The organism is Sphingobacterium sp. UBA1498, assembly GCF_002325125.1.
In the GTDB taxonomy this organism is placed as follows: Bacteria; Bacteroidota; Bacteroidia; order Sphingobacteriales; family Sphingobacteriaceae; genus Sphingobacterium.
In genome coordinates this window covers 329501-353801 of sequence record NZ_DCRG01000005.1, presented here as the reverse complement: position 1 = coordinate 353801, position 24301 = coordinate 329501, and the positions used below count along the sequence as shown (strand labels likewise).

Sequence of the window (24301 nt, the reverse complement as noted above, 5' to 3'; positions counted from 1 at the left end):
GCTCTCGGCTTGTAGATCGGAGCGGAAAAAAGGGTAATAAAATAAGCAGTATGAAATTGGGGATTTTTAAGCATTTAGTTTTTGTTTTCAGCCTTTTGGCTTGCCAGTTGCAGGTCTCTGCGCAAGATTCAGTTCAAGTAAGGAGAATTTTGAGCATTGATCGGACGTCGCATGCCAACCTGAATAGACGGGCCAGTTCCGATTCAACCCGTGTCGGAAACGATTCTTTGCGGAATGACCTGAAGAAGGTTAATCTGACTTTTTTATCCAACATCCGCACATCGTCGCTAGCCGAATTTGTTGCGCAATTGAATGAAAAGTCCAACGCTTATTTGGGCACGAATGCGGGATCAGCGAAAGATAGTATTGCTGCAATAAAAAATAGTATTCAGGAAGAGAACCGACAGCTTAAGTCCATTAAAGGGAGTATCAGTAATTATTCAAACAGCCTCAACGCTACGCAAGATCAAATCAGAAACCTGATCAGCCAATACGATATCAATGCCAACAACCATAGCCGTGCATACCAGTACCTCGATAACGCGCAGGTTAAACTTGAGGCTAAGATGGACTCCCTAGAGCTGATCAATCGGACCATCGATGAACTGATCGTCAAGAATCAGCGGCATTTGGTTCGGTTAGACGACGTACATGCGTTAAAAAGCGATAGTAAGAAGGTAGATACCGTAGCAGGTAAGCGTTCAATCTGGAAAGCCAATACGACAGCAATTTCAAAGGATGTGCTACTGAATAATATCCGTACAAATTACAGTAACAATAAATCGATCGACAAATACGTCAATCGGACGGACTGGGCAAGCCGTATCCTGCTCATTATACTGGGCTTGGGATATTGCTATTGGATAGCACGGGTGTCCTATATTCTAAGACAACATGATCCTGAACATCAACTTGCTATTGACGCTATTGTCGGGAAGACAATCATTTTTCTACTGACTTTATTGCCTTTTGTAAACTTCTTTACGCCGAGTTTTATTTTGCAGGCTTCCCAGTTGATCATCATGTTGATCTTTATGTTTTTACTAAGACATCGTATGACGGGGGTGCAGCGTAAAATAGCCATTATTCTCATTGTATTCTATGTACTTGATATTTTTGTCAATATAATCGTAAGTGACGATCTCTTCCCGAGGATCATTTGCATTGTTTTTAATCTGATTGCCCTTGGGCTCGTCAGTTATACAAAACGACGCATAAAAAATGCGCAAAGTCCGGGATACATCAGCAATTTTATCTATGTCATTTTCGCTATTTTAAATATTACGGCAATAACATTGAATGTCATTGGTCATGTCGAGCACTCTCGGAGTTTCAGTATAGCGTGTGCCGTCGGTTTGGTGCAGTCGTTTACATTGCAATACTTCGCAGACATGATTAAGGCTGATGTGCGTAATCAGTTTAAAAAAGATCGCCTCACGTTGGGGTTCTGGATGCGGTTCAATGAGCAGCGCACATTGGGGATCATCACCCAGTTTCTTCGGGTCGTTTGTATACTTTTAGCAATCATCGTGCTGGCCAATAATCTGCAGTTTATTGAAACATTACTGGCCGTTAGTGAAGTCTTTTTTGGTAAAGTGCGCAGTATTGGTAGCATATCGTTCACACTGGGTAATCTTGTTGTGGCTATCTTACTGCTTTTGGTGGCGCAGTGGTTCCAAAAAAATATCAGTTTAATCGTACTTGGAGGCGAAGACGGCCAACTTAGCCAGGCCTATAATCAGAAGATGACGCTATTTCCGCTATTTCGGTTGGCAATTATTCTGATTGGTTTTTTTATGGCGGTTTCTGCATTGGGCATGAGTTTGGATAAACTGACCGTTGTGATTGGAGCGCTGAGTGTTGGTATCGGTCTGGGGTTGCAGAATATCATCAATAATTTTGTGTCAGGTATTATTTTGGTTTTCGACAAGCCGTTTCGGGTGGGGGATCAAATTGAGCTTGCCGATAAAAAAGGACGTGTTAAAGAAATCGGTATACGTGCCAGCGTTTTAAAAACGGGCGATGGGGCTGATGTTATTATTCCAAATGGTGATTTGCTTTCAGGAAGGGTTGTCAACTGGACGTTATCCCAAGAATACAGCAAGACAAGTTTTGTCCTCCACATCGATCGGAAAGCAGATTTGGATCAAGCTAAACAGTGGATTAAGGACGCGATGGAAAGTAGCGCCCATTTTATCAAAGATAGAGATAGCGGCATCAGTATACAGGATATCAGTGAAGAGATGATTTATCTGAGCGTGTCCGGCTGGGTAAACTTTGCGGCCAATACCTCAGCCTTTAAAAATGATGTATTACTTATATTATACAAAAAGTTTGAAGCAGAGGGTTTGAAGTTCTACAGTGTCATGCCGCCCAAAAGCTAATCCAATCCATTGATTTTCTATTGACGGATGTATTTAATCGTGTGCTGTATAGGCTTACAATTTAATCAGCTGCGTTCGGTAGTATAACGGACTGAATCCTTTGGCACGTTTGTAGAAATGTGAAAGATGGCTCTCGTCTGTAAATCCGAGTTCTGCAGCAATTTGCTTCAGTGTGTAAGCCTTGGATTTCAGTCGATTTTCGATGAGTTCGATCCGGTAGGTATTGATATATGACCTTAAGCTCGTGCCAAAGTTTTTCTTAAAATAGATACCAAAATAGGATGGAGCGATATTGAATTTCTGAGCCAGGATACTGACTTTGAGTTTTTCGGGTGAAAAGATATAGCGATGGATGTAGGCCGAAATTGATCGATCAATATATAATTCAGGCTGCTGGGGCAAACGCTGTGCCTCCGATATCTCTTTATAAAGCCCAAATATGGCAACGAGTTGGTCAAATAGCCAGTCAGCATGCTGATTGATGGCCATATCAGCATATAGTCGGACAGCTTCCAGCACATGGGAAAAAATCAGACGATAATTTTCGCCAATATTCAATTTGCGCTCCTTGAGGCCTTTATCGTTCATCAGCTCCATGATCCAGGAATAGAGCTTTTGGTTCCGTTTGTTCTGCAGGAAATAACCGTCTGTAAACAAAATAAATAAGAAATGTGTCTTTTTCTCAATTTTAAAATAATGCATGTCTGCTGGACTAATCAAGAAGATATCGCCACGTTCATAATTCAGTTCAAATTTGTTAATCACATGCGTTCCTCTACCCGAACGAATATAAACGAGCTCATAATAATTCTGCTGATGCGGTGGCAGGTGAAAGCTATCCTCAACAAATTCACTGATCCGTAGCGGTTCAAACTGTTTTTTACGCATTACTTTTCGGTTTGTACATCCCTAAATATACATAAAAATAATGTATTTATACATGTTTTTGCCTGTTGTACTATTGCACCTTTGTGTCGGATAAAACGGTATAAAACATGGTCAATTTTATAATGATTGCATTTTGCATCGCGGCCGGCATGTTGTTGCGGAGAACAAATTTAATTCATTCCGAAGCACATAAGGGCATCAATACCTGGATTCTTTATTTTGCACTGCCAGCAGTATCTTTTAAATATATTCCAAAGATCGTATGGTCTTCACAATTGCTGTTTCCTGTATTTTCGGCCATACTCGTTTGGGCAGGTAGCTGGTTATTTATGGAGGTATACTGTAAACGTAAAAATTATAAGCAACGTTCGCGCAGCAGTTTGGAATTGGCGGCGGGATATAGTAACACTTCTTTTATCGGTTTCCCGCTGATTATTGCTTATTTTGGTGAGGCACACTTACCCATAGCGATTATTTGCGACCAAACGACCTTTATTCTGCTCTCCACAGCAGGAATTATCAATGCGCTGAAAGCGAATGTACATGAGGGCGAGACAATTGATGTGAAATTTATGCTGCGAAAGCTGCTTAGCTTTCCACCTTTAATCGGTTGCACTGCCGCCTTACTGCTATCTCAATTTGTTGATCTGTCCGTTGCCGAGCCTTTTTTCGATAAGCTCGTTGCCACAGTGGGACCTTTGGCACTATTCTCTATTGGGTTGCAGCTTAAGTTTGATGGCTGGAAGCAGCAGGCCTCGCAAATTAGCACAGCAATGATCTATAAACTGATTTTAGCACCCCTGCTTGTCTGTATATTTGCTTTATTGTTGGGTGTAAAGGGTTCCATTGCAAGGATCAGCATTTTTGAAGCAGCCATGCCAACTTTGGTAACTTCAGGTATTATTGCCGAGCAATATCATTTAAATACGAAACTGGTCAACCTGGTCATTGGCTTTAGTATCGTCGCCGGATTGCTGACCACCTTATGCTGGGATTTTGCCATTCGGATATTGTTTCCCTAATTGACAAGGTGAATAAAAAGAAAAAACTCCTTCATGTATGGAAGGAGTTTTTTCTTTTTACTATTTGCTATGTGTGTCAATCCATTGGCGCGCATTGACAAATGCTTCAATCCAAGGAGAAACTTCATCTTGGCGTCCTTTGGGGTAATTTGCCCAATGCCATTGGAAAATCGAGCGTTCGATATGTGGCATAGTAGCCAAGTGGCGACCGGTTTTATCACAGATCATTGCGGTATTATAATCTGAACCATTTGGGTTGTGCGGATAGTGTTCATATCCATATTTTGCGACAATATTGTATTGGTCTTCAGCATATGGAAGGTTGAATTTTCCCTCACCATGTGAGATCCAGACACCCAAAGTACTTCCGGCTAACGTCGATAACATCACAGAATTGTTCTCTTGCACTTTTACGGAAACGAAGTTTGACTCATGTTTTCCTGAGGTGTTGTGCAGCATTTTTCCATGTACTTCGTGCTCAGGATTGATCATTTCGAGTTCCATAAATAATTGGCAACCGTTGCATATACCAACAGAGAGCGTGTCTGGGCGAGCAAAGAAATCTGTTAGCGCTTTTTTCGCTTTCTCATTGTAGAGGAAGGCTCCGGCCCAGCCTTTTGCTGATCCAAGTACATCGGAGTTAGAGAAACCACCTACTGCACCGATAAACTGTATATCCTCCAATGTCTCCCGTCCAGTTATCAAATCTGTCATGTGGACATCCTTCACGTCAAAGCCGGCCAAAAACATGGCATTAGCCATTTCACGTTCTGAATTCGAACCTTTTTCACGAAGAATGGCAGCTTTTGGACGTACCTTAGTACTGTCGATCACTGGTTTCTTACCATTGAATTGGCTTGGAAAAGAAAAAGTTAAAGGCTGGTTTTTATAGTTGTCAAAGCGTTGTTGTGCCGTTCCATTTTTAGATTGCTTTGAATCCAAAAGGAATGATGTCGTAAACCATACATCACGGGTCGCTGCGACATCAAAGCTAAAAGAAGCCTCTTGATTTTTAACTGTTACCGTATTTCCTTCGATCACCTGGCCAATTTTTACAGCATCAACACCTGCATCCTGCATACTGGCTTCGAAGGCCGCATCGTCTTTCGCTTGCAATACCAGTGCGATATTTTCATTAAAAAACGCTTTTACGGTATCCGATTCATTTAACGCCGAAAGGTCATAGTTGGCAGCAAGGTTGGTGTCAGCAAAGGTCATTTCCAATAAGGTGGTAATCAAGCCACCCGATCCGACGTCGTGACCAGCTTCGATCTGTCCTTCTTGAATTAATTGCTGTACAGTATTAAAAGCTGTTTTAAAATAAGCAGGATCCTGAATTGTCGGTACTTCAGTACCTAATTTATTGATGATTTGCGCAAATGACGAACCGCCTAATTTGAACTGATCTTTTGATAAGTTGATGTAATAGATTGACCCAGCCGTTTTGTTCAGTACAGGTTCAACCACTTTGGTGATATCCGTACAATTTCCGGCGGCAGAAATGATCAATGTGCCTGGAGCGATGACGTTTTCGCCGTTTGGATATTTTTGCTTCATGGACAAGGAATCTTTTCCCGTCGGGATATTAATTCCCAATGCGATGGCAAATTCCGAGCAGGCTTTAACAGCTTGGTATAAGCGGGCGTCTTCACCTTCATTATTGGCTGCCCACATCCAGTTGGCCGATAGGGAGATTCCTGCGAGGCCATTTTTGATCGGAGCAAATACGATGTTGGAAAGCGATTCGGCAATAGCCGTTCGGCTTGCCGCAGCGGGATCCACTAAGGCAGCAATAGGGGAGTGACCTATTGTTGTCGCAATACCTTCTTTACCTTTATAGTCAAGTGCCATCACTCCGACGTTGTTCAACGGCAATTGCAATGGACCAGCACATTGTTGTTTGGCAACACGGCCTCCAACACAACGGTCTACTTTATTGGTTAACCAATCTTTGGAAGCAACAGCTTCCAATTGCAAGACTTGGTTTAAGTAGCTTGGAATGTTGGCTGCATCATAAGCAAGGTCAGCGTAGTTACGAACTACGGTTTTATCGCGCATAAAAGTTTTTGGCGATGAGCCAAAGAAATCTTCGAGCGCATAATCCATTGGTTTTTCACCCGTACTTTTTGATTCGAAAGTAAAGCGGTGGTCGCCAGTAACATCACCTACGGTGTACATTGGTGCACGTTCGCGATCGGCAACACGTTTTAAGGTGTCAATATCATCTTTAGCGATCACAAGCCCCATACGTTCTTGCGATTCATTACCGATAATTTCTTTTGCGGATAGTGTCGGGTCGCCTACAGGAAGTGCATCCAGATCAATTAAACCGCCGGTCTCTTCAACAAGTTCAGAAAGACAGTTTAAGTGGCCACCTGCACCATGATCGTGGATAGAGACAATGGGGTTATGATCAGACTCCACTAATCCACGAACAGCATTCGCTGCACGTTTTTGCATTTCGGGATTGGAACGCTGAATGGCATTAAGCTCAATTCCAGAACCAAATGCCCCTGTGTCTGCAGAAGATACAGCAGCTCCACCCATTCCGATGCGGTAATTTTCACCACCCAGGATAACGACTTTATCACCGGTTTTCGGTGTATGTTTTTTCGCTTGATCCAGTTTTCCATAGCCAACTCCGCCGGCCTGCATAATGACTTTGTCGTAACCAAGTTTACGGCCATCCTCTTCATGCTCGAAGGTCAATACAGAACCCGTAATTAGGGGCTGACCAAACTTATTACCGAAGTCAGAAGCACCATTGGATGCTTTGATCAGGATGTCAACTGGGGTTTGGTACAACCATTGACGCTCTTGCATCGCATTTTCCCATGGACGCGTCTTGTTGAGTTCTTCTGCTGGCGCAGTTAAAGTTCCTGCCTGAAGATCCAATTTATTTTGTTCCAATCGCGAATAAGCAGTCATGTATACGGCTGTACCCGCCAATGGAATTGCACCTTGGCCGCCCGCCATACGATCCCGTATTTCGCCACCCGATCCTGTTGCTGCACCAGAAAATGGCTCTACTGTAGTTGGGAAATTATGCGTTTCAGCTTTAACAGATAAAACCGAATCAAAAGGTTTTTCTTCGTAAAAATCAGGTTTGTCGGCAGATTTAGGGGCAAATTGTGTCACACGTGGACCTTTAACAAAAGCAACGTTATCTTTATACGCCGAAACAATCTCGTTGGGATTGGTCTCAGACGTCTTTTTGATCATTTTAAACAGGGAATTCGGTTGTTCTTCGCCATCAATGATAAAGGTGCCATTGAAAATCTTATGTCTACAGTGTTCTGAATTGGCTTGTGAAAAGGCGAATACTTCAGAATCTGTGAGCAAGCGACCTAACTTGGCCGAAAGTTGATTAAGGTAATCAACCTCTTCTGCATTGAGCGCTAGTCCTTCAGCTTTATTGTAGGCATCGATGTCTTCGATTTCCACTATCGGTTCTGGCGTGATGTTAACAGTATATATATCCTGCGTCAGCATGCTGAATTTTTGGGAAATCATTGGATCGAAGTCATTGAAATCTTCTGACACCGGCTGAAATTCTTCAATGCGAACAATGCCGTCAATACCCATGTTCTGTGTGATTTCTACAGCATTGGTACTCCAAGGAGTAACCATCGCAGCACGGGGTCCTACAAAGTAATGGTTAAGGTTTTGGTCGTCTAGTTTTTTGGCGTTGCCGAATAGCCAGTTGAGTTTAGTAATGTCTTCTTGTGATAAAGAGTTTACGCTTTGAACACCATATATAGTGTTCGATGGGTTCTCAAAGAAATGAATCATTATAAATGTTTGTTTTGAACGTTCTTCAAATTAAAGCACAAAGTTACATATTATTTTGGTGGAAATGATTGAATTTTGATTAAAAAATAGGTGTATATTTCCCCTGTTACGTCGGGTTATAAATTCGTTTAACGGTAAATTGACGTTGGATATAAACGCAAATTTATCTAAGTTTGTGGATCAAATCAAATTCGAGATGAATATTTCATATAATTGGTTAAAACAACATGTTAATATAGATTCAACTCCGGAAGAACTCTCTTTAATCTTGACAAATACAGGATTGGAAGTAGAGGCTTTGGACGTTGTACAGAGTATCCCCGGTGGATTAGATGGCTTGGTGGTTGGTGAAGTGAAAACTTGTGAACAGCATCCTAACGCAGATAAATTGCGCGTAACTACGGTTGATGTCGGTGGGCCGGACTTGTTGCACATTGTGTGTGGCGCTCCAAACTGCCGTACAGGCTTGAAAGTTATTGTTGCGACGGTAGGTACTACGTGTCATCCATTGACAGGGGAGCCTTTTAAAATAACTAAATCCAAAATTCGTGGCGAAGTTTCCGAAGGTATGTTGTGCGGGGAAGATGAAATTGGTTTAGGTACATCCCATGCAGGAATTGTGGAGTTGCCGGCTGAAGTGGCTGTAGGAACTTTGGTGAAAGAACACTTCAATGTTCAGGATGATTACCGTTACGAAATTGGTTTAACACCAAATCGTGCAGACGCAGCTTCGCATTTGGGGGTTGCCAGGGACATTGCTGCACATTTCCGTACGCAAGTTTTAAAGGCAGATGTTTCTGCATTCGAGGCCGGAGAGGCTGAGGGAACGACAGTCGTCGTGGCAGATGCGCAGGCCTGCCCGCGTTACAGCGGTATTAATATTACTGGTGTTCGCGTTGGCGAATCTCCAGATTGGTTGAAAGAGAAATTAAACGTGATCGGTGTACGTCCGATCAATACTATCGTCGACGTAACGAATTATATCCTGCACGACTTAGGGCAGCCACTTCACGCTTTTGATGCCGATAAAATTGCAGGGAATAAAGTTCTTGTTCGCCAGGCGACGGAAGGTGAAAAATTTGTTACGCTTGACGGTGTTGAACGGATCTTATCTGCTGAGGATTTAGTGATCGCGGATACGGAAAAACCGATGTGTATTGCCGGTGTTTTTGGCGGCGCATATTCGGGTGTGAGTGCAGAAACAACGACTATATTTTTGGAGTCTGCATATTTCAATGCTGTTTCTGTACGGAAGACCGCTAAAAGGCATGGCCTAAAGACAGATTCGTCGTTCCGTTTCGAACGCGGTACTGATCCGAATATTACGGTTGAGGCGTTGAAACGTGCGGCATTATTGATTCAGGAAATCGCGGGTGGAACAATTTCATCGACGCTCAAAGATGAGTACCCCGTCGAGATCAAACCGTTTTCGTTCCACGTCAGCTATGCAAACGTGATTCGTTTGATCGGACAGGAGATTCCAACGCAAGAAATTAAATCCATTATTGTTGCACTTGGCATTGAGGTAGCTGCTGAAACGGAAGAGGGCCTTGATGTGCTGGTACCTGCTTATCGTGTTGACGTAACACGTGAAGTGGATGTTGTCGAAGAGGTATTACGGATTTATGGCTATAATAATATTGCGTTGAAGCCGCAAATTAAGGCCTCTTTGAATACGGTTGAAAAGCCGGATAAGGAAGTTGTCTTAAATCAATTGGCCGATCTGCTCATCGCCAATGGATTTCGTGAGATCCTATCTAATTCATTGACGAAGCTAGATTATGTTGATGATAGCGATACAGCGGTTAAGTTGTATAATCCATTGAGTTCGGATTTGGACACGATGCGTCAAAATATGGTTTTTTCGATGTTGAATGCGATTGAATATAACCAGAAGCGCAGAAATTTTGATCTAAAATTCTTTGAGTTCGGTAAGACCTATGCATTGGATAGTGAAGGTTATAAAGAAACACAGCACCTTGTTTTTGCGATGGCAGGCAAAAATGAGCCAGAGCAATGGAATAGCAAGAAAGATGCGGTCAATTTCTATCATCTCAAAGCAGCCGTAGATACCCTTGTCAAACGGCTGAAAATAGAAGGTGTTCAAATGCAAGATACATCGAGTGCGCATTTTGCGTATGGCTTAAACTATATGAAAGGCCAGAAATGTCTGGTTTCTTTTGGTGCGGTAGCCCAGCGCGATTTGAAAAAAGCCGATGTAGAGGGGCAGGTGTTCTTTGCTGACTTTGATTGGGATGTTTTAATGAAAATAATCCGTAAAAATAGTATTCAATATAAGGAAGTTTCTAAATTCCCTGCTGTACGTCGAGATTTGTCACTTTTGATTGATGAGAATGTGAGTTTTGATAAGCTACAATTTGTTGCTCAGAAGACCGAACGCAAGCTTTTAAAGCATGTAAATGTGTTTGATGTGTATAAAGGTGACAAAATTCCGGAAGGGAAAAAGTCTTATGCTCTGAGCTTTATCTTACAGGATGAAGAAAAAACACTCAATGATAAGCAAATTGATGCGATAGTTCAAAAATTAATTGTTAATTTTGAGAAGGAACTAGGCGCGGAAGTGCGTGGTTAATGCGAGATACAACATTAATTGGTAATATTCAATTTATAATATGGCAACATTGTCTTCACAAATGAATCTGATCGTTGAGAAAACGAAAAATTTAATTCAATTGTGCGAAGTCTTGCAAGAAGAAAATGATTTGCTTAAATTAGAGGTACAATCTTTAAAAGTAGCTTTCGATGCGAGCAACGATAAGAGCAAGCAGTTGGAAGAGAAGGTTAAAGCACTGGCAGTGGCCCGTACTTTAGATTCAGAAACGGATAAAGATGCAATTAATGAAAAAATACTTGACACAAAACAAAAAATTAACGATTTTGTGCGGGAAATAGACAAGTGTATTAGTTTGCTGAAGTAGTAAGGATACGTGAAGTCGGATTCATTCAAACGAATACAACGTTAAAAAGCTCAAAGAAATGGGAGAGATTTCCATAAAAATAAATATCGCAGATCGTGTTTACCCGCTTCGTGTGGAGAGCGCGGAAGAGGAAGTAATTCGACATGCTGCGAAATTGATAAATGAAAAAGTAAAGGAATTGCAGGAAAACTATACTGTGCGAGATAAGCAGGATTTGTTGTCCATGTGTGTATTGCAATTTGCGACGCGTATGCTCAATGCCGAGCGACAGTCCCAAAATCACGAAGTGGGTTTGGAAAATTCAGTACAGGAACTTGATCAGTTGTTGACGGATTTCTTTAAAAAATAAATTTACGTTCTTTATATTTAGAGCTTAAACGACGAATTTGCCGCAATTAAATTCGGGTTGTCACTATTTTAAACTTAACGCTTCAATATTACAGGCGCAAAAAGATATAGGCCATTTTGCGAAAGCCATCTGGGTCACAATCTAAGCCTAATTATGTAATCTCGAAGTTTAATAATACATGATACCTGTTTAAATTTAATTGCGGTTTTTTTTTGTCATGAAATCCTCCGGAGCGCATGGAGCTCGTAGTCTATTGGCTACATCGACCTTACGGATTGAAAAGGGCAATTGACGATTTTAGGGGAATTGAAACACAAATTAGGATATAATTAATAAAAACAAACATAAATAATACAATTATACATACATGGACATCGCAATTTATAGCATAATTTCTCTGATTGTTGGTGTTGTTATAGGTCGTTATCTATTGGTTCTGTTGTTTAAAAAACAAGAACAGGAAGCCAAAGATAAGGTAAATAGCATACTGAAAGATGCAGAGCAGGAAGGGGAACTCATCAAAAAGAAACGCCTGTTGGAGGCTAAAGAGAAGTTCCTTCAATTAAAATCTGAACATGAAAAGGAGGTCAACCAACGTAACAATGCCATCAACCAAAAGGAAAATACGTTGAGACAAAAAGAGCAGTCAATTAACCAAAAACTGGAAAACATCAACCGCGATAAGCAAGAGGTGGATACAAAGAAAAAGCAATTGGATAAGTTGGTTGAGTTGAATGAAAAGAAATCCGAAGAAGTAGAGTCATTAAAATTACAACAGATTAAGCAACTGGAGAGCATCGCTGGCGTAACTGCCGACGAAGCAAGAAATCAATTGGTAGATTCTTTACGTGAAGAAGCACGTTCACAAGCAATGATTCAAATCAAGGATATAGTGGATGAGGCAAAACTGACGGCGACTAAAGAGGCTAAAAAGGTTGTAATCCAAACGATCCAACGGACCGCTACTGAATCGGCAATCGAAAATACCGTTTCAATTTTCAATATCGAAAACGACGAAATCAAAGGACGTATTATTGGTCGCGAGGGGCGTAATATTCGTGCGCTGGAAGCTGCAACAGGAGTTGAAATCATCGTAGATGATACCCCCGAAGCCATTATCCTCTCTGGTTTTGATCCGGTACGCCGCGAAATTGCGCGTCTGGCTTTACACCGTTTGGTAACCGACGGTCGTATTCACCCAGCCCGAATTGAAGAAGTGGTCGCAAAAACACGGACACAAATTGAAGATGAGATCGTCGAAATTGGCGAACGTACAGCGATTGATTTGGGAATACATGGTTTGCACCCCGAATTGATCCGTATGGTAGGACGTATGCGTTACCGTTCGTCTTACGGACAGAATCTTTTACAACACTCTCGTGAAGTGGCTAATTTTGCGGCAACAATGGCTGCAGAGCTTGGACTGAATGTTAAGCACGCAAAGCGCGCAGGTTTACTACATGATATCGGTAAAGTGCCTGATGATAATCCTGAGTTGCCACACGCTATTTTGGGGATGCAACTTGCTGAGAAATACAAAGAACATCCTGATGTATGTAATGCCATCGGCGCTCACCACGATGAGATCGAAATGACCGCCTTAATATCTCCGGTTGTTCAGGCCTGTGATGCGATTTCTGGGGCACGTCCGGGTGCACGCCGCGAGGTGGTAGAAAGCTATATTAAGCGGCTGAAAGAGCTGGAAGATCTGGCGCTATCTTACCCTGGTGTTGAAAAAACTTTTGCGATACAAGCTGGACGTGAGCTTCGTGTGATCGTGGAAAGTGAGAGAGTATCTGATGCGCAATCGGAAATATTGGCCGCGGATATTTCCAACCGTATCCAAACGGAAATGACTTATCCGGGACAAATTAAAGTAACTGTTATCCGCGAGACGAGATCGGTGTCTTACGCAAAATAGACCATTCAAGCGCAACACGAATAAAAAAGCTCCAATCAGCAGATTGGAGCTTTTTTATTATCCGAAAAATTCAATTAAATCTGCTACACTATGCAACAAGTAGGCGGGCGACTCCTGTTCGAGTTCGATCCGGCTACCATAGCCATACAGCACTCCGATCGCATCCATTCCCGTCTCACGGGCGCCAATCAGGTCATGTTTACGATCGCCGATCATGATGCAGTGCTGGGGATCGGAAAGCGCACTGTTTTCCATCACATATTGAATGACGCTGGTCTTTGTCGGTCTGGAATCATCCAAAGCACTTCCGCCTGCAAAATCAAAATATTGATCGATTGCAAAATGACTCAATATTTCTCGGGCGAATATTTCAGGTTTCGATGTGGCTAGGTAGACGTGGTAATCTTTTGATTTTAGCTTTTCCAAAAGTTCGGGTATCCGATCGAACAGTATATTCTCATATAATCCTATTGTTGAAAAGCGTTCCCGATATTTGTCGACACAGCTGATCGCTTCGTTTTCCTCAAACCCAAAAGTAAGCATAAAGGAATCTTTAAGCGGCGGGCCGATCAACGGTTTGAGACTGTTGAGGTCTGCTGTCTGGATTCCTTTCGATTCCAGCGCATAAGCAATACATTTGGTGATACCTTCTGCGGGGTCGGTGAGTGTTCCGTCAAGATCGAATAAGATATGTTTGTAAGACTTCATGCTGCAATATTACGGAATAGTATAGGAGTAAGCGAGTCTGTAGGGCACGAAAGTATTTAATGACTTATGGCAGACCTAAAAATAGCGAATATTATTAGGGTACAGGGCCAAGGCATGCGCAATATTTGTTAAATTTGCCGAATGAAACAAAAGAAGAAAGTGCAAGAAGCCGAACCTTTACGCCCCGTAGACAAGTATTTTGCGGAGCTGGATGCTAATTTTCAGGATCCGACCAACCGTCTGATTCAGGCCATCTTTTTACCGTTATTATTTTTTGGTATCATGGGTGCGATCTGGATGATTCCATTTCCGCAATTCGAGTTCCTGGTTAAACTTAATTGGCATACTTTTTTAAACTGGGGCTCTTTCTTCATTGCTATTGTCATTTATTATTATTTAAAGCTGTCGGCAACCTTATCGTATGCGATATTATTCACAATAGGGGCTATGAGCTACTTTATCGTACAATTGGAGCATGTGCAGCGGGATGGTGGCCCAGCGGTCATTTGGGTGTGTCTTGGCATCGCACTAATTTCTATTATAGCCTTATTTCTCGGAAAGGGGAAGGAGAAAAGGGATATAACCGGGCAGCAGTTTCTCCAATTTCTATTGGTTGGACCGATTTGGCTTTGGCATTTTGTATTTAAAAAATTGAAATTAAGATACTAGTTGAACGATCCTGAGGTGCTGATCTTGCGCAATAGGATTAAAACCTAATGCGCCAAAGCCCAAAAAAGCCANNTGGCTTTTTTGGGCTTTGGCGATGTCTGTATCGCATTTATCGCGATGTAGCTGCTGCTGTCCGCAGCTAACTTTTGTAATTAAACCATTTGATAATTTCCTTTAGATTTGCCTTCTTACCATAGATCAGGATGCCTACGCGGTAGATCCGTGCAGCAACCCAGGTGACCAATAGAAAGGTTACTATGAGGAGCGCCAATGAAGTGAGGATCTGCCACAAAGGGACACCGAAAGGTATGCGTACCAGCATGGCAATAGGTGAGGTGAACGGAATAAAGCTCAACCACGTTGCAATTGGACCATTGGGGTCATTGATAATAACGCCGAAAGAAAGGATGTAGGTTAATAACAACGGCATGGTAATGGGCATGGAGAATTGATTGGCTTCGGTTTCATTATCGACAGCAGAACCGGCGGCTGCGAAAATTGCACTGTACAATAGATAACCAGCGATAAAAAATAGAAAGAAGAAAATGATAACTTCGGTAAAGTTGAAGCTTTGTATTGAACTAAGGATAGCAGCTGATCCATTTTGCGCCATTGCTTTTGATACCGTGCTCATGTTACCTCCACCAGGCTGGCTCGCTGCTACTTCCTGCATGTCATGAGGATTGACGAATAAGATCGTTGCAGTAATAAATAGGCCACCCGTAAGCAACAGCCACATGACAAATTGTGTCAGGCCAACCATACCGATCCCGACAATTTTGCCCATCATGAGCTGAAAGGGTTTGACAGAGGAAATAATAACTTCGATGATGCGACTGCTTTTCTCTTCGATAATGCCCCGCATTACCTGCGCTCCATATAGAAATAATGATAGATAGACTAAGATGGCCAAAGCAACGCCCAGCCCCATTGCGATGGCGGTATTGCTGTTCTTTTCTTCACCGTCGGCTGTTATTTCTTTGGCATCAATGGCCACTTTGGGTTTAATCGATTGGATGATAGTTAGGTCGATACCCTTGGCTTTGTACTCCTTTTCGCGGATGATTTCTTCTAGTTGCTCAGTAATAATCTCCTGTGTGACAAAACTGGTCTTTCCGCTCGTAATAAGCTCCGCTTTTTGGCTGGATAAAATGTCTTTGGGAATATAAAGAATCGACTGTTTTGCTTCACTTTTGGCAAGCTGTGCTTTTTGTGCTTGGAGACCTAGTGTGCTAACTGTATAACTTACATTTTTATTACTTTGGAGTTTGCTTGCAAAGTCGCCTTGTTCATCTAAGACAAAGACTTCGGTATGCGAATCTTTAAAGCTCTTTTTGGTGAGATAAAACATGCCTGCATATAGGGCGAAGAAAAACAGTGGCACGGCAAAGGTCATGACAATAAAGGATTTTTTCTTGACTCTAGACAGGTACTCTCTTTGGATAATAAGTAATATTTTATGCATGACTGTTGGCTATAGGTGAGGCTTGTGTAACTTTTTGAATGAAAATATCGGCCATGGAGGGGACGATTTCTATCAGTTGATTGAGCTGTATTTGCGGTATTAAATGCATTAAGACTTCATTGATATGGATATTGTTATTTAGCTGAATTGTAGTGAAGTATGTTTTATCTATCATTTTTGTCTCGATGACTTCAAACTGGGTGTTATGGGATAGAAGAAAATTATCTTCGGTTGTTGTATATTCTAGTTTATAGGTTTGATTACGGTATTCTTTTTTAATGGCTTGTACAGCACCATCCAATATTTTCTTTGATCGGTTGATCAGCGCAATATTATCACAGAGTTCTTCAACGGTTTCCATTCGGTGGGTAGAGAAGATGATGGTTGCACCTTCTTGATTCAAACGGAGAATCTGCTCTTTTATGATATTGGCATTGACAGGGTCGAATCCGGAAAAGGGTTCATCCAGGATGATCAATTGCGGTTGATGAATGACTGTAGCAACAAATTGTACTTTTTGCTGCATTCCCTTACTAAGGTCTTCTATTTTTTTGTCCCACCAGGATGTGATGTCTAAGCGTTCGCACCAATCTTGAATGCGCTGTAGTGCTTCTTTCTTGGAAAGCCCTTTCAGCTGTGCCAAATACAGCATTTGATCGCCAATTTTCATTTTTTTGTATAACCCGCGCTCTTCTGGTAAATAGCCGATTTGAGCAATGTGCTTAGGTCCTAAAATCTCGCCATTAAACAAGATTTCGCCAGAATCGGGGGCTGTAATTTGGTTGATAATACGGATTAGGGACGTTTTTCCGGCACCGTTCGGCCCTAGTAATCCAAAAATTTTCCCCTTGGGAATTTGAATGGAAACATCGTCCAATGCCCGGTGATTGGCGTAATCTTTAGTAACATGATTGATTTCGAGTAACATCTATTGAAGGTTTAATTTTAATTTTTATGTTGAGTTTGTTAAAGCTATTCTATCGCTCAATGACTGCTGTCTATTGATAGGTTAGTATCATTTACCAGTGAATTGTTACAGCACCGCTGAAAAATTTCTTTTGAGTGCTATTTCAATCGTACTGTTGCAACGGCTTCTGGTATTGGTATGATGGCAAATATTCTACCAACGATAGGGCAGCTTCAGCGCTGGCGTACTCATTTTGACAGTTGCTAGAATGGAAAGTTAGAAATAATTGCGCACATTTTGATCCTCATCTTATATAATGGGACATAAAGCTTTTTTATGGAATAGAAGCTGCACAAATCTTGTCAAAGGGATTGATTTAACGTACCTTTGCTCCATGGAAGTGAAAAAAGCCGAATTCGTGTGTAGTAACACGAGAGTTGACAAATTACCAGCACCAACTTTGCCGGAGTATGCTTTTATCGGACGTTCGAATGTCGGTAAATCATCATTGATTAATGCGATGACCAACAAAAAAGGACTTGCCAAAACCTCTCAAAAGCCAGGTAAGACCCAGTTGATCAATCATTTTATCATCGACGACACGTGGTATCTGGTGGATTTGCCAGGATATGGTTTTGCCAAAGCCTCAAAGACAAGTCGTAATGAATGGGAAAAGTTCATCCGCAGATACCTTACTCACCGGGATAATTTGCAATGCGTTTTCGTGTTGGTGGATAGCCGGCTTGAACCACAAAAGATCGACCTGGATTTCTGCTATTGGCTCGGAGAATGCGGGTTGCCTTTTATGTTGGTTTTTACAAAAGCCGACAAGCAATCGGCTGTCAAATCTGATGCTAATGTTGCGAAGTTTAAAAAATCATTGCTACAATGGTTTGAAGAGGTACCACAGATTTTCCTTACCTCGGCGGAAAAGAAAATGGGGCATGAGCCTATTTTGGATACTATTGCTGAAGTTAACAGCCGATTTGTTCGCCCTGAGCTGGATGGAAACGAACAGTTTCAGCCTAGATTTTAAGTTCGGATGAAAAAATATTTGTCTTTAGTTTTATTTGCCCACAGTGTATTCGCATTGCCATTTGCCTTTATAGGTTTTTTTTTAGCTCTGCATACAACGGAGTATGCTTTTTCGTGGAAATTATTAGTGCTGATGCTTGTATGCATGGTAACGGCTCGTAATGCCGCTATGGCATTCAATCGCTATCTGGATAGAGATATTGATGCGATAAATCCAAGGACAGCCATGCGTGATATTCCTGCAGGAAAGATTTCAGCGAGTAATGCATTGGTTTTTACGATTGTAAATAGTCTCATTTTTATCGGCGCGACGTATTTTATCAATTCTCTTTGTTTTATGCTGTCGCCGGTAGCACTTTTTGTGGTACTTTTCTATTCTTATACGAAGCGTATAACACCCTTATGTCACCTTGTTTTGGGGGCTGGACTGGGATTGGCGCCAATAGGCGCCTATATGGTGATTACCGGGCAGTTTGCAACAGTACCCGTGCTTTACGGCTTTGCAGTGTTGACCTGGGTGAGTGGATTTGATATTATATATGCTTTGCAGGATGAAGCGTTTGATCGGGAAAATCAGCTCAATTCTATACCTGTTTGGTTAGGGACGAAAGGTGCCATGCGCGTTTCTGAATGCCTGCACGTATTGTCCTTTATCTTTATTTTAATACCGGCATTTTTGATGCCCGTAGGCTGGATTTATTGTTTAGGGGTGGTCTTTTACGCCGCACTGCTCATCTATCAGCATACCTTGTTTTCTTCAACAGATTTAAGCCGGGTCAACCGTGATTTTATGACCACTAACGGCTATGCCTCGGTAATCTTTGCTCTGTTTTACCTCTTGGATATTTGGCTGATTAAATAAACGTTTTAGCATAAAATAAGAAAGGCTTTAGGAATTCCTAAAGCCTTTCTTATTTTTGCATCTAAACCCATATAGATGAAATGAAGAAAAGTTTCCTTTTTGCCGCTATTTTAGGTGTATCATTAACCTCACGGGCACAAAAGCTGCCGGCCTATGTAATTCAATATAACCAAAGTTTCAATGGAAATGCAGCTGCTAATCAGAATGCCATTCTGGTTTATGCAAACGAGAAAGAGACGTTTGTAAGTTCAGAGAAAGAAATGAAGGGACAGTTGGCGGCACCCTACGAACGTGTTGTAGTGCAGCGTGATGCGGGCAATTCCCTACTTAAAATTGCTAAACTCAAAGACGGATCAATCATCCTGACAAAAGATGCTCTTGCACTTGGAAAACAGCAGTTTAATGCAACCAACGAGACTAAAACCATCTTAGGCTACCCCTGTAAAAAAGTGGAAACGAGTATCAACTCTAATAAAATAGAAGTTTGGTATACCGACAAATTGGGAATAAAGGCTGCGCCTACGGAACTGGGTCAGGATCTTGGTTTGGTACTTGAAGTGATCCGCAACGGGAACACGCGCACCTTTGCAACCAAGGTAGAAAAGGTAAAGGCTCTTCCTGAACAACTGAGGTTAACAGGAAATGAGCAACTTTATGATGAGCTCACCTATAAGGATCTCATCTGGAAGAATCGTTTTGTTCAAATACCGATTTTTAGAAAGGAACGCGTACGTTTCGCTGATGATGTCAGGTCGGATTCTATCTTGCGTTTTGCTCATGGGACAGTTATTGTTAAAAAAGTGAAAATCCCAAAAATAAAGAGCGGTGACAATGTATTTGTACAGCTGGTGGAACAATCCAAAGGTGACGCTTACGATCGCACCGGGTCAGTTTTTATTATCCCGACCAATAAAGCACAGCACTTTTTGGATGGGATGAAAAATGGCATGGGCACACTGCCGAAGTATGAGAATGGAAATGGTAAGACTTATCAAGGTGTTGTGAAAACAGCTTCCTTTGAACCTATTGTGGAATTGATGCGTTTCTTTACACCCTTTGGTGTTAAGCAATTTAACTACCTTCAGTTAAAGGATAAAGTTTGGCAGGACTCGGTGCTGTACCGTCAAGATGTTTCTGAATTAGCAGGCATGCTGAGCGGACAGGAGGTTTATGTGGGTACCTTTATTGGTAATTATGATAAAGAGGGTCATGAAGTGAGTGTTGAGTTGACGATACATCCCGGCTTCGATGCCGCCTCACAGGGCAATCTGAAAAAGGCGATGCCTTTATTTACGACGACCAATGTCATGGAAATGGGAGGGCAGGAGTATGGATCTATGTTTGACAAGGAGAAGGGTTTGAAGGTATCTTTTCATTTGGACCAAGACGCTAAAAATGTGCAATTACGTTACATTACCACAGGGCATGGCGGCTGGGGTAAAGGTGATGAATTTGTGCCTAAGGAAAACCGTATTTTCCTCAACGATTCATTACTCTTCAAATATACACCTTGGCGCAACGACTGCGGGTCTTATCGGTTGTTTAATCCAGCTTCAGGCAATTTTGCTACCGGTCTGTCTTCCTCTGATCTGAGCCGTTCCAATTGGTGTCCTGGTACTGTCACACCGCCCATCTACATCGACTTGGGTGATTTAAAAGCTGGTGACTATACGATGCAGGTACAGATTCCACAAGGAGCTCCTGAAGGAACAAGTTTTAGCAGCTGGAATGTAACGGGTACCTTGCTATTCGATTAATCATTTTTTCATCGCTGTCATGTGCAACCGTATGATGATACATGACAGCGATATTGCCTCATTTTTATTACGTGGGTTAAAGAGGATAAGCGGTCTCGCTTTTAGTTTCCGATAATACAAAGTAGGTCTGTACGGTGTTCACTTGAGGTAATACGGCCAGACGATGTCGCAAAAAAATATGATAGGCATCCATATCTTTGGTGGCAATACGCAACATAAAGTCGTAAGAACCCGCCATTTGGTAGCATTCCATCACCTCGGGAAATTTAGCTACTTCTTTTTCGAATTCATTCAACACTTCAAATGTATGTGCTTTAAGAAAGACCTGAGAAAATGAAATCAGCCCAATACCGATCTTATGACGGTCTAAAATAGCCACCGTTTTCTTAATATAGCCTAAACGCTTGAGCTTTCGAACGCGTTCGTGAACGGCTGCAATAGATTTATTGAGTTCAAAAGATAGCGCTTTGTTGCTTAGTGATGCATCCTGCTGTAGGAGACGTAATAATTTTACATCGATTTCATCTAATTCCATAATCTGAATATTTTCGGTACTGCTGTAAAAATACATTATTGTTCTGTATTATTTACTGTTTTTAATGTTGTTTCACTTAATTTTTATCGAAATTAAAGTTATATATTGAATATTATCTTGTCAATAGTCAATTTTGCAACAGAATAATCATTTATTAAAATGGCTGAACAAGAATTATTAAGCGCGTGTTTGTCGCCTACATTGGACAAGAGATTCAAACATCTGTGGAGATTGGTAGGAAATACGCCTATGCTGGAATTGCAGTATACTTATCGAGGTAAACCAGGGCGAATTTTCGTAAAATGTGAGAACTACAATCTAACGGGCAGCATAAAGGATAGGATGGCGCTGTATATTTTGTATAAAGCGTATATGAACTGTCAGATCCGCCCCAGTGATGTGGTGATTGAAGCGACAAGTGGAAACACCGGGATTGCGTTTTCAGCAATCGGTAAAGCGCTTGGTCATCAAGTAAAGATTATTATGCCAAACTGGCTGAGCAAGGAGCGTACTGATATTATCCGCAGTATGGGAGCCGATATTCAACTGATAAGCAAAGAAGAAGGCGGCTTTTTGGGTAGTATCCATTTAAGTGAGGAACTTGCTTCAAAAGGTGGGGTTTTTCTGCCAAGACAATTCGAAAATCAATATAATGCTGAGGCGCATGAGAAAACCACAGGCTACGAGATTGTGAAGCAGTTAGAAGAGCAAGGCTTGGTGGCGGATGCTTTCGTTGCTGGTGTCGGTACGGGTGGTACGGTCATGGGGGTAGGCCGAAGCTTGAGAAAGGTCAATCCAAATGTCCGCGTTCATCCATTGGAACCTGCAGAAAGTCCGACATTAACCACAGGGCATAAGGTGGGATCGCATCGTATCCAAGGAATTTCCGATGAGTTTATTCCAGCGATTGTGGATTTAAATGAACTTGATGCTGTTGTTTGTGCCAATGATGGCGATGCCATTATCATGGCACAGAAATTATCGCGGCAATTGGGACTGGCTGTTGGAATCTCTTCAGGTGCAAATGTTATCGGAGCGATTAAATTACAGCGTGAACTGGGCGATGACGCGGTTGTAGTGACCCTGCTATGTGATGACAATAAAAAATACCTAAGTACTGATTTAGTGAAAGAGGAGCCTGTAAAAGAAGGATACCTTTCTACGGACATAGATTTTTCAGGTTTTCAACCTATTTGCAGATTGCCAAACCCGGTATTTGGTGCTTAAAAAAAGATTTAGTTTCATATGTTTATAGTTAACTCGGGGAGTCTCTAGCTCCTCGGGTTTCAATGTTGAAAAACCAATTTAATACCTAAGAATAATACAACATGAAAGTCAATTTCAAACTATTTATCCTCTTGTTGTTACTGATTGCGCCGTTTGGTATGTTTGCCCAGTCTGACACAACAAATTCGATGGAAGGAATCGAATTTACGGACGGCAGCATAAGTCCCGACTCCTTATCTTTTGAAGAATCGCCGGATACTGCTTCGGTCAAGGCTGATGTAAATAAGCCGACCACAGTGGCCGCTGCAGCAGCGACCAAGCCTGCAGCCGAAGGGAAAAAGTCGTTGTGGAGTATTTTCATAGCGGGACTAGTAGGCGGTTTTGCGGCGTTATTGATGCCGTGTATTTTTCCGATGCTGCCTTTGACGGTGAGTTACTTTACCAAACAGTCGGGAAGTCGTGCAAATGGCATCAGTAAAGCCCTATTATATGGATTGTTTATTATAGTGATCTATGTGGCTTTGGGGATGCTCATCACGATCTCATTCGGCTCAGATGCCCTCAATGCGCTTTCGACCGACGGTATCTTCAATTTCATCTTCTTTTTGTTATTGGTCGGGTTTGCGGCTTCTTTTTTTGGCGCATTTGAAATTACATTACCAAGTTCGTTTGTCAATAAAATGGATGCAAAATCAGACAAAGGTGGTTTAGTGGGCTTATTCTTTATGGCTTTCAGCTTATCACTGGTCTCATTTTCCTGTACGGGACCGATTATAGGCACACTGCTGGTGGAGGCAGCCTCCAAAGGCGAAAGGCTAGGGCCAGCGATTGGTATGCTGGGATTCTCTATTGCCTTGGCGATTCCGTTTGGTTTGTTCGCCATGTTTCCTTCTATGCTTAAATCTTTACCTAAATCGGGTGGGTGGTTGAACAGTGTAAAAGTGGTACTGGGATTTTTGGAACTCGCTTTAGCGTTGAAATTTTTATCCAATGTCGATTTAGCTTACCACTGGAATTGGTTGGATAGAGAGGTGTTTCTATCGCTTTGGATTGCTATCTTTGCGCTAATGGGCTTATATTTAATTGGTAAGATCAAATTCTCCCATGATAGTGATTTGAAATTCCTATCGGTTCCCCGGACTATTTTGGCTATTGTTGTATTTTCTTTTGTGGTGTATATGGTTCCAGGGTTGTGGGGTGCGCCTTTAAAATCGATTTCTGCTTTTTTACCACCATCGGCAACACAAGACTTTGATTTATCTTCGGGTGTAAGTACTGGGGCTGCGCATTCGGACGGGAAAATTAAAAAATATGCTGAAATCTTCCATGAAAGGGGTACCCCGAAAGGATTTGATCCGTATTACGATTATGAACAGGCATTAGCGACGGCTAAAGAATTAAATAAGCCTGTATTAATTGATTTTACGGGTTGGAACTGTGTTAATTGTCGTAAAATGGAAGCGAATGTTTGGACGGACAAAGCGGTAGCCAAATTGTTGAAGGAAGAGTTTGTTATGGCCGAACTTTTCGTTGACGATAAAACAGCATTGGCTGCAAACGAACAATTTGTTTCGAAATACAGTGGTAAAAAGATTAATACAATCGGTAAGAAGAACAGCGATTTTCAAGCAGCTACATTCGATAGTAATTCGCAACCGCTGTATGTAATTGTCGACCCAACGGGCAAAAAACTGGTGCCTCAAAGTGGAGCCAACTATAATGTAGCGGAGTATAAAGCTTTCCTTCAAAGTGGTTTAGATGCCTTTAAACAAAAAAACTAACCCTCCTCATATTCTAATTTTATCCTCCTTGTTGTCATAGGCAAGGGGGATTTTTTGTTG

Annotated in this window: 18 protein-coding genes; 12 read left to right on the top strand and 6 right to left on the bottom strand. The window is 41.8% G+C overall.

Annotated features, from left to right (window positions below; genetic code table 11):
* The first annotated feature begins 50 nt into the window (after positions 1-50).
* Positions 51-2384, top strand: a complete 2334-nt coding sequence (locus B3139_RS06385) for a mechanosensitive ion channel family protein (protein ID WP_293880947.1) — start codon at positions 51-53, stop codon at positions 2382-2384.
* A 54-nt stretch (positions 2385-2438) separates the two neighbouring features.
* On the opposite strand, the gene B3139_RS06380 is transcribed toward B3139_RS06385, so the two are convergent.
* A complete protein-coding gene (locus tag B3139_RS06380) occupies positions 2439-3272 on the bottom strand; it encodes an AraC family transcriptional regulator (protein ID WP_293880945.1) in 834 nt (277 codons plus the stop codon).
* A gap of 107 nt (positions 3273-3379) precedes the next feature.
* Between B3139_RS06380 and B3139_RS06375 the strand changes: the two genes are divergently transcribed.
* The gene (locus B3139_RS06375) at positions 3380-4294 is read left to right on the top strand and encodes an AEC family transporter (RefSeq protein ID WP_293880943.1); all 915 of its coding nucleotides are present in this window, start codon (positions 3380-3382) and stop codon (positions 4292-4294) included.
* A 60-nt stretch (positions 4295-4354) separates the two neighbouring features.
* On the opposite strand, the gene purL is transcribed toward B3139_RS06375, so the two are convergent.
* Positions 4355-8086: a phosphoribosylformylglycinamidine synthase gene (purL, locus tag B3139_RS06370; RefSeq protein WP_293880941.1), complete on the bottom strand. Its 3732-nt coding sequence runs from the start codon at positions 8084-8086 to the stop codon at positions 4355-4357.
* A 196-nt stretch (positions 8087-8282) separates the two neighbouring features.
* Between purL and pheT the strand changes: the two genes are divergently transcribed.
* The 4 genes from pheT to rny all read left to right on the top strand — a co-directional run bounded on the left by pheT (position 8283) and on the right by rny (position 13295).
* On the top strand, positions 8283-10679 hold the full coding sequence (pheT, locus tag B3139_RS06365; protein WP_293880939.1) for a phenylalanine--tRNA ligase subunit beta: 2397 nt from the start codon (positions 8283-8285) through the stop codon (positions 10677-10679).
* A gap of 40 nt (positions 10680-10719) precedes the next feature.
* Positions 10720-11025, top strand: a complete 306-nt coding sequence (locus B3139_RS06360) for a hypothetical protein (protein WP_209575649.1) — start codon at positions 10720-10722, stop codon at positions 11023-11025.
* Positions 11026-11083: 58 nt separating this feature from the next.
* Entirely contained in the window at positions 11084-11374 is a 291-nt protein-coding gene (locus tag B3139_RS06355; RefSeq protein ID WP_046675831.1) for a cell division protein ZapA, read from the top strand.
* A gap of 367 nt (positions 11375-11741) precedes the next feature.
* On the top strand, positions 11742-13295 hold the full coding sequence (gene rny, locus B3139_RS06350; protein WP_293880924.1) for a ribonuclease Y: 1554 nt from the start codon (positions 11742-11744) through the stop codon (positions 13293-13295).
* 57 nt (positions 13296-13352) lie between these two features.
* Here rny and B3139_RS06345 read toward each other — a convergent pair whose 3' ends face one another.
* Complete coding sequence (locus B3139_RS06345) at positions 13353-14003, bottom strand: HAD-IA family hydrolase (RefSeq protein ID WP_293880922.1); 651 nt, start codon at positions 14001-14003, stop codon at positions 13353-13355.
* 141 nt (positions 14004-14144) lie between these two features.
* Between B3139_RS06345 and B3139_RS06340 the strand changes: the two genes are divergently transcribed.
* Positions 14145-14672, top strand: coding sequence for an Mpo1-like protein (locus B3139_RS06340; RefSeq protein ID WP_209575643.1), 528 nt, complete (start codon positions 14145-14147; stop codon positions 14670-14672).
* 139 nt (positions 14673-14811) lie between these two features.
* On the opposite strand, the gene B3139_RS06335 is transcribed toward B3139_RS06340, so the two are convergent.
* Together B3139_RS06335 and B3139_RS06330 are read right to left on the bottom strand one after the other, a co-directional pair.
* Positions 14812-16137, bottom strand: coding sequence for an ABC transporter permease (locus B3139_RS06335; RefSeq protein ID WP_293880919.1), 1326 nt, complete (start codon positions 16135-16137; stop codon positions 14812-14814).
* On the bottom strand, positions 16130-17065 hold the full coding sequence (locus B3139_RS06330) for an ABC transporter ATP-binding protein (RefSeq protein WP_293880917.1): 936 nt from the start codon (positions 17063-17065) through the stop codon (positions 16130-16132). The genes B3139_RS06335 and B3139_RS06330 overlap by 8 nt, the downstream gene beginning before the upstream one ends.
* A 373-nt stretch (positions 17066-17438) precedes the next feature.
* Here B3139_RS06330 and yihA point away from each other — a divergent pair, with 373 nt between their 5' ends.
* From yihA to B3139_RS06315, 3 genes are all read left to right on the top strand, one after another.
* Positions 17439-18080, top strand: coding sequence for a ribosome biogenesis GTP-binding protein YihA/YsxC (yihA, locus tag B3139_RS06325; protein WP_209575637.1), 642 nt, complete (start codon positions 17439-17441; stop codon positions 18078-18080).
* A gap of 6 nt (positions 18081-18086) precedes the next feature.
* Positions 18087-18941 carry a UbiA-like polyprenyltransferase gene (locus B3139_RS06320; protein ID WP_293880914.1) on the top strand — a complete coding sequence of 285 codons (855 nt, stop codon included), beginning with the start codon at positions 18087-18089 and terminating at the stop codon, positions 18939-18941.
* 80 nt (positions 18942-19021) lie between these two features.
* The gene (locus B3139_RS06315) at positions 19022-20698 is read left to right on the top strand and encodes a PNGase F N-terminal domain-containing protein (protein ID WP_293880912.1); all 1677 of its coding nucleotides are present in this window, start codon (positions 19022-19024) and stop codon (positions 20696-20698) included.
* A 76-nt stretch (positions 20699-20774) separates the two neighbouring features.
* On the opposite strand, the gene B3139_RS06310 is transcribed toward B3139_RS06315, so the two are convergent.
* Entirely contained in the window at positions 20775-21233 is a 459-nt protein-coding gene (locus B3139_RS06310; protein WP_370877880.1) for an Lrp/AsnC family transcriptional regulator, read from the bottom strand.
* A 159-nt stretch (positions 21234-21392) separates the two neighbouring features.
* Here B3139_RS06310 and B3139_RS06305 point away from each other — a divergent pair, with 159 nt between their 5' ends.
* Positions 21393-22460 (top strand): PLP-dependent cysteine synthase family protein, encoded by a 1068-nt coding sequence (locus B3139_RS06305; RefSeq protein ID WP_293880910.1) that lies wholly within the window; start codon positions 21393-21395, stop codon positions 22458-22460.
* Between the two features lie 101 nt (positions 22461-22561).
* Positions 22562-24241 carry a protein-disulfide reductase DsbD family protein gene (locus B3139_RS06300; RefSeq protein ID WP_293880908.1) on the top strand — a complete coding sequence of 560 codons (1680 nt, stop codon included), beginning with the start codon at positions 22562-22564 and terminating at the stop codon, positions 24239-24241.
* Positions 24242-24301 lie beyond the last annotated feature (60 nt).

Coding starts and splice junctions, on each gene's coding strand:
- B3139_RS06385 (WP_293880947.1), top strand. CDS start 51: ATGAAATTGGGGATTTTTAAGCATTTAGTTTTTGTTTTCAGCCTTTTG.
- B3139_RS06380 (WP_293880945.1), bottom strand. CDS start 3,272: ATGCGTAAAAAACAGTTTGAACCGCTACGGATCAGTGAATTTGTTGAG.
- B3139_RS06375 (WP_293880943.1), top strand. CDS start 3,380: ATGGTCAATTTTATAATGATTGCATTTTGCATCGCGGCCGGCATGTTG.
- purL (WP_293880941.1), bottom strand. CDS start 8,086: ATGATTCATTTCTTTGAGAACCCATCGAACACTATATATGGTGTTCAA.
- pheT (WP_293880939.1), top strand. CDS start 8,283: ATGAATATTTCATATAATTGGTTAAAACAACATGTTAATATAGATTCA.
- B3139_RS06360 (WP_209575649.1), top strand. CDS start 10,720: ATGGCAACATTGTCTTCACAAATGAATCTGATCGTTGAGAAAACGAAA.
- B3139_RS06355 (WP_046675831.1), top strand. CDS start 11,084: ATGGGAGAGATTTCCATAAAAATAAATATCGCAGATCGTGTTTACCCG.
- rny (WP_293880924.1), top strand. CDS start 11,742: ATGGACATCGCAATTTATAGCATAATTTCTCTGATTGTTGGTGTTGTT.
- B3139_RS06345 (WP_293880922.1), bottom strand. CDS start 14,003: ATGAAGTCTTACAAACATATCTTATTCGATCTTGACGGAACACTCACC.
- B3139_RS06340 (WP_209575643.1), top strand. CDS start 14,145: ATGAAACAAAAGAAGAAAGTGCAAGAAGCCGAACCTTTACGCCCCGTA.
- B3139_RS06335 (WP_293880919.1), bottom strand. CDS start 16,137: ATGCATAAAATATTACTTATTATCCAAAGAGAGTACCTGTCTAGAGTC.
- B3139_RS06330 (WP_293880917.1), bottom strand. CDS start 17,065: ATGTTACTCGAAATCAATCATGTTACTAAAGATTACGCCAATCACCGG.
- yihA (WP_209575637.1), top strand. CDS start 17,439: ATGGAAGTGAAAAAAGCCGAATTCGTGTGTAGTAACACGAGAGTTGAC.
- B3139_RS06320 (WP_293880914.1), top strand. CDS start 18,087: ATGAAAAAATATTTGTCTTTAGTTTTATTTGCCCACAGTGTATTCGCA.
- B3139_RS06315 (WP_293880912.1), top strand. CDS start 19,022: ATGAAGAAAAGTTTCCTTTTTGCCGCTATTTTAGGTGTATCATTAACC.
- B3139_RS06310 (WP_370877880.1), bottom strand. CDS start 21,233: ATGGAATTAGATGAAATCGATGTAAAATTATTACGTCTCCTACAGCAG.
- B3139_RS06305 (WP_293880910.1), top strand. CDS start 21,393: ATGGCTGAACAAGAATTATTAAGCGCGTGTTTGTCGCCTACATTGGAC.
- B3139_RS06300 (WP_293880908.1), top strand. CDS start 22,562: ATGAAAGTCAATTTCAAACTATTTATCCTCTTGTTGTTACTGATTGCG.